This window comes from Luteolibacter sp. Populi (genome assembly GCF_040801775.1).
Classification (GTDB): Bacteria; Verrucomicrobiota; Verrucomicrobiia; order Verrucomicrobiales; family Akkermansiaceae; genus Haloferula.
This window is the reverse complement of record NZ_CP161812.1, coordinates 3114730-3126501: the sequence shown is the minus strand read 5'-3', so window position 1 is coordinate 3126501 and position 11772 is coordinate 3114730. Positions and strand designations below refer to the sequence as shown.

Genomic DNA, 11772 nt, shown 5'->3' with positions numbered 1-11772 from the left:
GCTGCCGGCGTTTAGCCGCTCAGGGCATCTGGGGACCGTACCTGCGGGCCAGTGGCTCCGCGCTCCCAGGGGAAGAGCCGTCCGTGACGCGTCACGGGAATGTGGGTAGCGGGCTGCCGCAGCCCACGGCGGCTGCGCCGCGGAGCAGGCAAAGATTGGCGATGGCGGCGGGCTTGGAGGGACGGTGGGTTTTTGCGGAGATTTTGCAGAAGCTTGATCGCCGTTTGGCGCAGGGGGCGGCAGGATCGGGTTGGATGAACGCCGGAGCAGGAAACCCGCTCCGCCACTACCATGAGAATCCGACTGTTATCCCTTCTCGCGCTTGCTCCCGGGCTCCAGGCGCAAGAGCCGAATCCCTTCGTGAACAAAGGTCCGGGTGAAGCGCCGATCGCTGCCGCCGGGGCGCCCTTCGTCAATGTCATCGAACACATCCTCGTCCCCGCGGATCTCGTCGATCCGTGGATCGAGGAACACCCGCTCAACGGCGATGCCAGCGCGCTACGCGCCGCCGCCCAGCAGTGGATCGCGGAGGGCAAGGCGACGCTCGACCAGACCGCGATCAGCACGGGCACGGCCGGAGCGGCCGGCAAGAATGATTCGAGGGTCGAGCAATTCTACGCCACGGAATTCGAGCCGCCCAATCCCGGGGAGTGGCCTTTTCCAACTTCATTCGAGACGCGGGATATCGGATACAACAATGAGTTCTCCGCCGGAATGGAAGGAGGAGCGATGAGCCTCCTCGCGACGGTGAGGTTCACCCGCATGGTGCCCTTTCAAGAGGCCTGGTATCCGCTCGCCGAGCAGACCCGGGAGCCGGACGACATTTTCATTCCGCGTTTCGAAGCGGTCTCGCTCTTCCGTAACCCCGAGTCTGTTCCCGGGGGGGAGATCCTTTCGCGGCCGCGCCTGAGCCCGCAGCTCCAGCTCCCCCGGCGGATGCGGATCCTTTCAGCGCCGGCGGACCTCCCCAGGCTGCGCCGCCTGTTTCAGGCCTCGCCAGCGGGATCCCGTTTGCTCCCGGCAGGATCGTCCTTGCCTACCGCACGGTCGAAAAGGAGCCGGCGGATCTGAAGATCATCGGAAGAGCCACCCCGCTGTCCAACCTTGACGCCAAGCCGGCGACGGGCGAAGCGAAGCCGAACCGGAAGCTGCGCCTGGTCTTCTTTCGCGGAGACTTTACCCGGAAGCCTCCCGTAACCAAGGAGGCTCCCCCGCAGGAGTTCAATCTCGCCTTCAAGCTGATCCGCGTCGATCAGCGGGCGGTCTCCGATTGGATTCAGAAGTCCGACATCGCCACACTTCCCGCCTCCGCATGGGCTCTGGCAAGCGAATGGCAAAAAGACGGTCGTGCCGAGGTCGTGACGGACCTGTCGGGCGCGGCTCGCAGCGGCTCGAAGTTCGGTTTGGAGGACGTGGTCGAAGTCAGCTATCCCACCGAGTGGAGGCGCGCCCAGCGCAATCCCGGGGCGGACGGCAAGCCGGGGCCGATCGAGTTCAGCAGCCCCGCAGCCTTCGAGACCCGGAATACCGGAAGCACCTTCGAGGCACGCTTGGACACGGATCAGGAGGGCGTCATGCTCCGCTACTCCGTGCAGCGGGTCATTGCGGGGGACCGGAGCGTTCACCACCGGATCCACCGCGACGGGAAATGGCAGGAGGACGTGAGCTTCCCCCGCTTGAGCGTCAATGAGTGGGCATCGACCCTCCGTATCAGCCGTGGCCAGTGGACCCTGGTCGGTAGCGGCACGGACTTCGATGCGAAGGGCCATCTCGACAAGGCCCGCTCCGTCCTGGCCTTCATCAAAGTGGAGTGACACCCGGCAACCGTCCTGACTGAATCATCGCGATGCCGAAGACCGCTCCGCCATGGGCCTGGACCATTCTCGTGACGGTGCTCCTGGCGGCATTGGTCGCGGGATCCGGCTTGGTCATGTCGAAGCGCGTCGAGACCATCGCGGAGAAGCCGCCGGACAACCGGGTGGATGATGCCTTCCGCCAGATGTCGCGGCGGATCACGGTTTTGGAGGGCCTCTGGGAAAGTGCCCTTGAGGAGGAAGCCAAGCGGTTCCTCGGTTCCCCCGATCGAGCGAAGGAGACCCGGGTGGCGGGCGTGGTCCAGTGCTCCTGGCTCAACCCGGCCTACTATGATGGGGAGCGGAACCACCGCCGTTTCGATGGCCGGGAACCCTCATTGCTCCCGGTGCTCCCGCGCTTCGCCCGCAAGGAAGGAAATGAGTGGGTGCTGCCCGATGCGGAGGTGATTTCCGGGAGCGGCTGGCTGGATCTGCCCGGCCGCCCGCCCGCATGGCACTACGGCAATGGCAGGCTCGGGGTGCTGCTCATCGTCGACCCCCTCCGCGCCGCGGGCATCGTGATGGGGGACAAAGCGGCGCGCGAGGCCTGGCGGCTTGCCTCCGGCGAGCCCGGCCTGGTGGCCTTGTATGCGCCGGGAAACCAGCCTTGGGTCACCCACGGGGAGGTTCCGCCTAACAGGAAGCCGGATGAAGTTCTGCGCCATGTCTCGCGCTTCGGTGATTGGACCCTGCATCGCTATTTTCCGCTTCGTCTTGAGACCAGCTACCGCATGCCCGTCCTGGCGGGTGGCATGACCATTGCCGTCTTACTCCTCGCCGGTGGTGTCGCCGTCGCCGCCTCGCAACGCAAGTCGTTCAGGATCGCCGAGGAACGGGTGAGTTTCGTGAACCGCGTTTCGCACGAGCTGCGGACGCCGCTGACCAACCTGCTGCTCAACACGGATCTGGCGCTGGATCATCTCTCCGTGGAGGACGGCAGGGTGAGGCGTCGTCTCGGGCTGATCCGGGAGGAGACCTCGCGGCTGTCGCGGATCGTGGACAACGTGCTGGCGTTCGCGCGGATCGAGCGGGGCAAGGACGAGGGCCGGACCTCGTGCTGCGACCTGGAGAAGCTAGTGGGAGAATTGCGCGAGGGCTTCGCGCCGCTGTTCGAGCGCAAGTCGATCGTGTGCGAGTATGAACCGTGCCCGGAGGCGGGGGTGTCACTGGACCGCGATGCGCTGGCGCAGATCCTTTCCAATCTTTTATCGAACGTGGAGAAATATGCGGGTGAGGGGGCGAAGGCGCGGGTGAGGCTGGCGGTGGATGAGGGGGCTTTGCACGTGGAGGTGGAGGATGACGGGCCCGGGATTCCCGCGGATGCCCGGAAGCGCGTCTTCCTGCCCTTCGAGCGCGCGGGTTCGCGTGTGGACGAAGGGGCGAGCGGCACGGGGCTGGGCCTGGCGATCAGCCGCGAGCTGGCGGGGCGGATGGGCGGGAGCCTGGAGCTGATGCCGGTGGCGAAGGGTGCGAAGTTCCGCCTGCGGATTCCCCTTCAATCTAACAGTGCCGTATGATTGTCCTGGTGGCTGAAGACGACCCGGTGACGCGCGAGGCGCTGGCGGAGCTGCTGCAAGGGGAGGGCCACCGGGTGCTGGCGGCGAAGGACGGGCGCGAGGCGCTGGAGATGTGGGCGGCGCACCGGCCGGGGCTGGTGCTGCTGGACATCATGATGCCGGGGGCGAGCGGCTACGAGGTTTGTCGTAGCATCCGCCGCGAGGACCGGCGGACGCCGGTGCTGTTTCTCTCGGCGAAGTCGGAGGAGGTGGATGTTGTGCTGGGCTTGGAACTGGGGGCGGATGATTTTTTGCGCAAGCCCTTCGGCAAGCATGAGCTGCTGGCGCGGGTGCGCGCGGTGCTGAGACGGCATGAGGAGCCGCAGGGCGGGGCGGCGATTGAATTCGGGCCCTGGCAGGTTTGGCCGAAGCGTTTGCTAGCCAGGAGAGGGGAGGCGGAGGTCGAGCTGAGCGTGCGCGAGGTGAAGGTGCTGAGTTTGCTGGCGCGGCGGCGCGGGGAGGTGGTGACGCGGGACGAGTTGCTGAACGAGTGCTGGGGACTGGAGTATTATCCGGAGTCGCGGACGCTGGATCAGCATGTGCTGAATTTGCGGAAGAAGATCGAGGCGGATCCCTCGCGGCCGGTGCTGATCGAGACGGTGCGAGGGGCGGGGTATCGGTTGCCGTGAGCGCCCTGTGAGCGAATCATCAATCACCAATCTTCCAATCATCAATCGGGATGCGGCTGCGCCGGGGGAGGTGGGGACGGAAGGCGAACCCTACTCCGCAGACGTTGCGAAGGGAAAACATCGAACATCGAACGTCCAACATCGAACGTCCAAGTTTGAAGGAAAGGCAGGCGGGCGGAGCGCGGAATCCGCGGAACACACGGAAGGTCTCCGTAATGGAAGATTGCCGGTGGCTATCCTGCCCGAGGCAACCTCTTCGAGGTTGGTCTGGTCCGATGCTCGACCCCGGTGGGCCTGCGGCCAGCCCGGGGCTATATGAGGCAACCGCGTTGCGGTTGTTGGAGTTCGAGTTGGAAATGGCAGCAAGGAAGTCCCTGGCTTTTGACAAGGGGGAATGCGTTAGAAACCCCTCAGCTATTCGTTGAAATCCACATCGCGGACCTGCTCTGGGGGCTGCTCCCGCTCCAACAAGAAATCATCCGTGAAGCCATCGAGAGCCTCGAATAGGGGATCCCATCGCTTTGGCGATTTATTGGGGCCTTCCGTGTGGTTGCCGGCAGATGACTCGTCTGATTCCACGGAGGGAATCTTGCACCCAAAATGAAATCCTGCCAAGCCGGGCCTTTCCCTTTGCGCGGGGGCGTGTCGTGGCGCACAGCTACGCCGTGTCCTCCGTCCTTGCCCGCAGCGGTCCCTTCGCCCATCGCAATCCGCGGCTTTATGTTCTCTTTACGACGCTCTACAATGCCCGGGCCTACTATCCGGTGCTGGCGGTGTTCTTCATCGACCTGGGGCTGACGGCGGAGCAATTCGTGTTCCTGAACGTGATGTGGGCGGTGGCGATCTTCACGCTGGAGGTGCCGTCGGGGGCGCTGGCGGACACGCTGGGGCGGAAGAAGCTGCTGGTGTTCTCGTCCTGTGTGATGGTGGTGGAGATGGGGATCCTGCTGGTGGCGCCGAAGGACGGCGGGGCGCTGCTGTTCGGGCTGTGTATTTTGAACCGGGTGCTGTCCGGCACTTCCGAGGCCGCGGCGAGCGGCGCGGACGAGGCGATCGCGTATGATGCGCTGCCGGAGGAGGGCCGCGAGGCGGCGTGGGACGATGTGATGTCGGCCGCGATGCGCTGGCGGGCGGTGGCGTTTTTCGTGACGATGATCCTCGGCGGGCTGCTCTACGATCCGGAGGGTTTCGCGTGGATCGGCATCCACATTCCCGCGGAGATCTCGCACCGGCTGCCGATCGCGCTGGTGTTCCTGCAGGCGGTCGCCTGCGTGATCATCACGCTGCGGCTGGAGGAGACGCCGCATGCAAGCGGTGACTTCCGGAAGCGCTGCGCGGCCGCCTTCCGCCTGACCCTGGCGACGGCGAAGAAGGCCTTCACCACGCGCAGCGTGGCGGCGGTGATCGTGGGCGGGATGCTGATCGACTCGGTGGCGCGGAATTTCGCGACGATCACCAGCGAGTATTACCGGCTGATCCTGATTCCGGAGTGGTCCTTCGGATTGTTCGGGGCTTTGTCCGGAGTGTTGGGTTTCTTCATCCCGACGATTGCGCGCAAGTTGAATGCACGCTTTTCGCCGCTGGGAGTGCTGGGGATTGCGGCGGTGCTGGCGATCATGGCGCTGGGCCTGCTGGCACCGGCCTGGCCGTGGTTCGGGCTGCTGCCGGCGATGCTGCTGATGACCTTGCTGGGACTGGTCGGCTTCACGGTGAACCGCCACCTGCATGCCTCCGCGGAGCCCTCGCAGCGGGCGACGCTGCTGAGCGTGCGCGGGATGGCCTTCAATGTGGGCTACGGCAGCTTCTCGCTGGGCTTCTCGATACTGCTGGCGGCGATGAGGAAGAGCGTGGGGGAGGATGCCTTCCGCGCGGCGCTGATGTGGCAGCTGCCGGCGGTGGCGGTGATGATCGCGCTGTTTTTCATCTGGGCGGCGATCGGGAAAAGGGCGGCGAGATCGGCGGCGTCTTGAGGGAAAGAAAGGTTCGCCGGGGCGGGGAATTTCTGCCATAGTGGGGCTTCCAGTTCTCCATGAAATCCGTCGTCGTCGTCGCGGTCCTCCTGGTGTCTGCCGTCGCGTCGCGCGGGGCATTCCCCACCCTGCAGCTCAAGCCGGTAGCGGTCGGGCAATTCAATTCACCGACCACCGTGACCCATGCGGGCGACGGATCAGGGCGGCTCTTCATCGCGGACCAGCGCGGGAAGATTTATGTGCTGGATGACGGGATGATCCTGCCCGCTCCGTTTCTGGATGTGGGCGCGAAGCTGGCGACGGAATCGGCGAACTCCGATGAGCGCGGACTGCTGGGCCTGGCATTCCATCCGGACTACGAGACGGTCGGAGCGCCGGGTGAGGGGCGCTTCTACGTTTTCTACAGCGCGCCTCCCGGGCCGGGGCCGGCTCCGGTGAACTGCACCAGCGTGCTGGCCGAATATCGGGTCTCCGCTACCAATCCGAATGTGGCGAACCCGCTGTCCGAGCGGGTGCTGCTCACTTTCAACAAGCCGCAGTCCAACCACAACGGCGGGCAACTGGCTTTCAGCCCTGTGGACGGAATGCTCTACCTTTCCACGGGAGATGGCGGCGGTGGGGACGACAATGGGGCCGGACACACCGGGTCGGGTTCCCCCACGGGCGTGCTCGGCAATGCCCAGGATCTCACGAAGTATCTGGGCAAGCTGCTGCGGATCGATCCGCTGGGCACGAACGGGCCGGGTGGGCAGTATGGCATTCCGGCGGACAATCCCTTCGTGCTCGCGGATGTCCCGGCGGTCGACGAGAGGAAGGAAATCTATGCGTATGGGCTGCGGAATCCGTGGCGCTTTTCCTTCGACAGCGGCGGGACGCACCGGCTGTTCCTGCCAGATGTGGGGCAGAGAAAATTCGAGGAGATCAATCTGGGTGTGGCGGGTGGCAATTACGGTTGGCGGCGATTCGAGGGCTTATCGGATTTCGACCTTACCACGCCTTCGACCGGTCCTTACATCGCGCCGGTGGCCTCCTACGCGCATCCTGGCCAAGCCGGGACCACGGGCTTGCTGGAAGTGGGCTTGAGTATCACCGGCGGGCATGTCTATCGCGGCATCGAGATTCCCTCGATGAACGGGAAATACATCTTCGGCGATTGGTCCACGGCTTCCATCACGCCGGCGGGGACCTTGCTCGGTCTCGAAGAAACCAGCCCGGGGGTGTTCGCGATGTCGAAGCTGGATGTCGTGGGGGGCAATCCGATCGGCCGGTATATTCCCGGTTTCGGGATCGACGAGGAGGGCGAGATTTACGTCGCCACGAAGATCTCGCGGGGACCTTCCGAGCCTGGCCCGGGGGGGGTGCCTGCGGGGCAGCTTTTCAGGCTGGTGGAGGCGGAGTTGGACAACGTGCAATTGCCTGCGGATCGCGACAATTCGATGTTCTCCGAATTTCCGGTGAACTCGAGCGGGCAGGGAGATTTGTTTGCGGGTGAGATTGTGTCCCGCGCGGGGAAGCGTCGCGCTTTGATCCGCTTCGATCTATCCGGGATCCCTGCGGGGGCGACGGTGGCCAGTGCTGCGGTGAGCCTGGAAGTGATCAAGACGAGCGGGCCGACCAGCGGGAACTTCGATTTCACGCTGCACAAGCTGACGCGGGACTGGGGCGAAGGCACTTCAGCGAGCATCGGCAAGGGAGCGCCGGCCGACGCGGGCGAGGCGACTTGGTTGCAATCGGCCTTCGGTAGCCAGAACTGGACGAATGCCGGTGGGGATTTCGTGGAGGCAGCCTCGGCGACGACTTCGGTCGGGGGGCTGGAGGTTCACACTTGGTCTTCAGCGGAACTTGCCGCGGATGTCCGGAGTTGGCTGAGCCAGCCGGCGACTCGCTTCGGCTGGATTTTGAAGGGCGACGAAACGACGGCCTCTGCCAAGGTCTTTGGCTCGCGGGAGACCGCTGCCAACCCGCCGCTGCTCACCGTGGGTTTCTACCCGGCACCGGCGATGAGCCGCCGCGAGAAGTGGCAGACCCAGTACTTTACGCCCGGCCAGTACATCGATCCTGAGGGCGATCCGGACGGCGATGCGATTCCCGCGCTGCTGGAGTATGCGTGGGATCTGAATCCCGGCACCCGGCAGAAGTCGGCGGACTTCATGGCGGTGACGATCTCGCCGACGAGTGCGGCGGTGGTCTTCCGGAGGGATCCGCGGGCGACGGATCTTGAGTATCGGGTGGAGACCTCGCCGGATCTGGGGACGTGGACGCCGGTGGTGACCTCCGTGGCGGGAGCGGTGCCGACCGGGAGCGCGTTTGTTTCGGAAGCGGTGGATCCGGCGAATGCGGAGGCGAAGCGGGTGACGGCGGCGATTCCGCTGAATATGGCGGTGCAGAAGAAGCTGTTCGTGCGGCTGGGGGTGAGGCGGCCTTGACTCACGATTTCCCGCCCGCGGTCAGCATCCGCACGACCAGGCCGGCGGCGATTCCCGCGGCGAGGACGAGCCAGAAGCCGGGCGCTCGGATGACTTCGGCGGGCGGGCTCATGCCGAAGACCGCGACGAGCGTCGCGAGCGGGAAGAAGGTCGCGACGAGGCGGTTGAGCTTGCGGGCTTCGATGGCGGCTTGGTAGGCGAAGCGCGATTGCTCCTCGGTGTTTTCGGCCATCGAGAACTCCAGGCCGGCCTTGGCGTCTTCCGAGACGAGGTCGATGGCGCGTTCCAACTCGATCGCGCGGTCGCGGAAGTTGATCAGGCGGCGGTCCTCGGGCCGGGCTTCGCGGGCTTCCTGCATCACTGCGAGCATGTTCCGGGTGGCGCGGAGAAGGGGCGTGACGTGCTTCATGATCCCGAAGAATTGGCTAGGGGTTTTGGCGGTCTCCACCTGGGTGTCGAGATCGTGGATGTTCTTGCCGTAATGGGTCATGTGCGCGTCGAGGGCGGCGAGGCCGCCGCCTTCGGGGGTGCTTTTCCAATCGCCGCCGGGCTGGTTCCAGAGGAGGACGGCCTTGCGGACTTCGTTGTCCTCCGGCTCCGGGGGCTGGTGGAGGATCAGGAGGAGGTGTCCTTCTTCATCCATCAGGCGCTGGCGGCCGGCGTCATCACCGAGGCGTTTGCGGATGGATTCGGGGAGGTCCCATGACTTCGGGAGGAAGGTCGGGCGTTTGGTTTCCACGCACTCCGGTCTAACGGAGGCGAAGGATTTCTGCAAGAGCGCGACGATTGGGAGAAGGAGCGGCGTTTCCCATGGCGGAGATCGCCCTCGGCCTGCTAGTTCTAGCCCTCCCGGCGACGGGAAGGCTGCTTTTCCGGCGTCGAAAACCGGGGGACCGGGACGCACCCCCTCCTTGGCGAGGCGGCTGCCTCGCGATTCCGGGACGCAGTTACCGGTCGACCCGGGCCGAGCCGCCGCCGACGAGCTTTTTCACTTCGTCCACGGTGGCCATGGTGGTGTCGCCGGGGGTGGTCATGGCCAGGGCGCCGTGGGCGGCGCCGTATTCGACGGCGAGATGGGCATCGTTGAATTCCATGAAGCCGTAGGCGAGGCCGCTGGCGAAGGAATCGCCGCCGCCGACGCGGTCGTAGATTTCCAGTTTGGCGCGGTGGGTGGCCTGGTGGAATTGGCCGGCGTGCCAGCAGATGGCACCCCAGTCGTTGATCGTGGCGCTATGGACGTCGCGGAGGGTGGTGGCGACGACTTGGAAGTTCGGGAAATCCTGCACCGCGCGCTCGATCATGGCCTTGAAGCTGTCCACTTCCAGGCCGGTGATGTGCTCGCTGACGCCCGCGACTTCGAAGCCGAGGGAGGCGGTGAAGTCTTCCTCGTTGCCGATCATCACATCGACGTATTGGGCGATCTCGCGGTTCACTTCCTGGGCCTTGGCCTGGCCGCCGATGGACTTCCACAGGCTGGGGCGGTAGTTCAGGTCGTAGGAGACGATGGTGCCGTATTCCTTGGCCTTCTTGCAGGCCTCGATGGTGAGGGCGGCGGTGGTCTCGGAGAGGGCGGCGAAGATGCCGCCGGTGTGGAACCAGCGTGCGCCGTGCTTGCCGAAGACATCGTCCCAATCGACATCGCCGGGCTTCATCTGGCTGGAGGCGGTGAGGCCGCGGTCGGGGGTGCCCTTGGCACCGCGGATGCCGAAGCCGCGCTCGGTGAAATTCAGGCCGTTGCGGACCTGGCGGCCGATGCCGTCGAAGGGCTTCCACTGGATGAAGCGGGTGTCCACGCCGCCCTGGAGGATGAAGTCTTCGATCAGGCGGCCCACGTCGTTTTCGGCGAAGGCGGTGACGACGGCGGCGCGCTTGCCGAAGCAGCGGCGGAGGCCGCGCGCGACGTTGTATTCGCCGCCGCCTTCCCATGCCTGGAACTGGCGGGTGGTGCGCACGCGGCCATCGCCGGGATCGAGGCGAAGCATGACTTCACCGAGCGAGATGATATCGAATTGGCAGGAAGCGGCGGTGCGGAGGGTGAGGGACATGGGGAAGGGATTGGGAAATTTGAGATTTGAAATTCGGGATCTGGAATCTGAGGTCTCAGATTTGAGATCCTTATTCGTCGGAGGGGATGACTCCGTTGGCGCAGGCGATCGGGCCGCTTCCGGACAAGAAGTTCAAGAGGTTATCGAGTGACTTTTTTGCCTGCCGGGGAACGCTCTCGAAGGTCCGGGAGCCGATGTGGGCGGTGACGATGACCTTCGGGTGGGCGAGCAGGGGGTGGTCGGCCGGTGGCGGTTCTTCCTCCATGACATCGGTCGCGTAGCCGGCGAGGCGGCCGGAATCGAGGGCTTCGAGGATGGCAGCGGAGTCGCTCAACTCGCCGCGGCCGGTGTTCACCACGTAAGAGCCTTCGGGCATGAGCGCCAGGCGTTCGCGGTTGATCAGGTGCCAAGTGTCCTTGGTGAGCTTGGTGTGCGGGCTGATGATATCGACGGCGGCGAAGAGGGATTCCACGGTGTCATGGCGGATCACGCCGTACTGCGCAGCGATCTCGTCCGGCCAGAAATTGCCGAAGCCGTGGATCTCCATGTCGAAGCCGTGGGCGCGGCGGGCCATTTCCTGGCCGATGCGGCCCATGCCGATCAGGCCGATGCGCTTGCGCCAGAGCTCGTGGCCGGTAATCCGCAGCCACTTGCCCTGGCGGGTGGCATTGACCGTCTCGACCAGGTTCTTCTGCATCGCCAGCAGCAGGCAGAAGGTGTGTTCGGCGACGGTGGTGTGGTTGACGCCGGGGGTGAAGAGCACGGGGATGGCGAATTCCTTGGTCGCGGCGATGTCGATCTTGTCGAGGCCGATGCCGTATTTCGAGATCACCTTGAGGCGCGGCAGGCTCTTTTCGATGACCGCGCGGGTGATGGCATCATCGCCGCAGAGGAAGCCGTCGAATTCGCCGGCGAGCTCCAGCATCCGGGCTTCGCTGAGGGGTCCGCGTTCGCGGACGACCTCGAAATCCTGGCTTTCCAACTGGGCGTGGTGCGGGCCGGGGGTGTCCTGGAAACTGCAGGTGGTCAGAAGAATGCGGGCAGGCATGGCAGGCGGGCGGGTTGTGAAGGGGTGGAAGCTGTCATACAAGTCAGAAATTCCGGCTTGATGCGAGTTGATTCCCGAGCCGGGGCGGCGGCCCGCAGCAACGCTTGGTTCGTGTCGAATTTCTGATGGGGTTATTTTTCAGGTTTCCGATGTCTTTTCCCGCACAATTTCCGCACTCGGTGAAAATTCCGTGAAACCCCATTAAGAGATGGCAATCACTTATCGCGTATGAAAGAAATACGGCA

The 11772-nt window shown here is 64.8% G+C and carries 9 protein-coding genes; 6 read left to right on the top strand and 3 right to left on the bottom strand.

Going from position 1 to position 11772, the window contains the following annotated elements:
• The first annotated feature begins 291 nt into the window (after positions 1-291).
• The 6 genes from ABWK72_RS12590 to ABWK72_RS12565 all read left to right on the top strand — a co-directional run bounded on the left by ABWK72_RS12590 (position 292) and on the right by ABWK72_RS12565 (position 8434).
• Positions 292-1071: a hypothetical protein gene (locus ABWK72_RS12590; RefSeq protein ID WP_367875148.1), complete on the top strand. Its 780-nt coding sequence runs from the start codon at positions 292-294 to the stop codon at positions 1069-1071.
• A gap of 287 nt (positions 1072-1358) precedes the next feature.
• Entirely contained in the window at positions 1359-1814 is a 456-nt protein-coding gene (locus ABWK72_RS12585; RefSeq protein ID WP_367875147.1) for a hypothetical protein, read from the top strand.
• Between the two features lie 32 nt (positions 1815-1846).
• A complete protein-coding gene (locus ABWK72_RS12580; RefSeq protein WP_367875146.1) occupies positions 1847-3370 on the top strand; it encodes a sensor histidine kinase in 1524 nt (507 codons plus the stop codon).
• Positions 3367-4038 carry a response regulator transcription factor gene (locus ABWK72_RS12575; RefSeq protein WP_367875145.1) on the top strand — a complete coding sequence of 224 codons (672 nt, stop codon included), beginning with the start codon at positions 3367-3369 and terminating at the stop codon, positions 4036-4038. The genes ABWK72_RS12580 and ABWK72_RS12575 overlap by 4 nt, the downstream gene beginning before the upstream one ends.
• A gap of 665 nt (positions 4039-4703) precedes the next feature.
• On the top strand, positions 4704-6008 hold the full coding sequence (locus tag ABWK72_RS12570) for an MFS transporter (protein ID WP_367875144.1): 1305 nt from the start codon (positions 4704-4706) through the stop codon (positions 6006-6008).
• 59 nt (positions 6009-6067) lie between these two features.
• The gene (locus ABWK72_RS12565; RefSeq protein WP_367875143.1) at positions 6068-8434 is read left to right on the top strand and encodes a PQQ-dependent sugar dehydrogenase; all 2367 of its coding nucleotides are present in this window, start codon (positions 6068-6070) and stop codon (positions 8432-8434) included.
• Position 8435: 1 nt separating this feature from the next.
• On the opposite strand, the gene ABWK72_RS12560 is transcribed toward ABWK72_RS12565, so the two are convergent.
• The 3 genes from ABWK72_RS12560 to ABWK72_RS12550 all read right to left on the bottom strand — a co-directional run bounded on the left by ABWK72_RS12560 (position 8436) and on the right by ABWK72_RS12550 (position 11527).
• Positions 8436-9173 (bottom strand): hypothetical protein, encoded by a 738-nt coding sequence (locus tag ABWK72_RS12560; protein ID WP_367875142.1) that lies wholly within the window; start codon positions 9171-9173, stop codon positions 8436-8438.
• Between the two features lie 208 nt (positions 9174-9381).
• The gene (locus ABWK72_RS12555) at positions 9382-10479 is read right to left on the bottom strand and encodes a PfkB family carbohydrate kinase (RefSeq protein ID WP_367875141.1); all 1098 of its coding nucleotides are present in this window, start codon (positions 10477-10479) and stop codon (positions 9382-9384) included.
• 70 nt (positions 10480-10549) lie between these two features.
• The gene (locus ABWK72_RS12550; RefSeq protein ID WP_367875140.1) at positions 10550-11527 is read right to left on the bottom strand and encodes a phosphoglycerate dehydrogenase; all 978 of its coding nucleotides are present in this window, start codon (positions 11525-11527) and stop codon (positions 10550-10552) included.
• Positions 11528-11772 lie beyond the last annotated feature (245 nt).

Coding starts and splice junctions, on each gene's coding strand:
- ABWK72_RS12580 (WP_367875146.1), top strand. CDS start 1,847: ATGCCGAAGACCGCTCCGCCATGGGCCTGGACCATTCTCGTGACGGTG.
- ABWK72_RS12565 (WP_367875143.1), top strand. CDS start 6,068: ATGAAATCCGTCGTCGTCGTCGCGGTCCTCCTGGTGTCTGCCGTCGCG.
- ABWK72_RS12550 (WP_367875140.1), bottom strand. CDS start 11,527: ATGCCTGCCCGCATTCTTCTGACCACCTGCAGTTTCCAGGACACCCCC.
- ABWK72_RS12575 (WP_367875145.1), top strand. CDS start 3,367: ATGATTGTCCTGGTGGCTGAAGACGACCCGGTGACGCGCGAGGCGCTG.
- ABWK72_RS12590 (WP_367875148.1), top strand. CDS start 292: ATGAGAATCCGACTGTTATCCCTTCTCGCGCTTGCTCCCGGGCTCCAG.
- ABWK72_RS12555 (WP_367875141.1), bottom strand. CDS start 10,479: ATGTCCCTCACCCTCCGCACCGCCGCTTCCTGCCAATTCGATATCATC.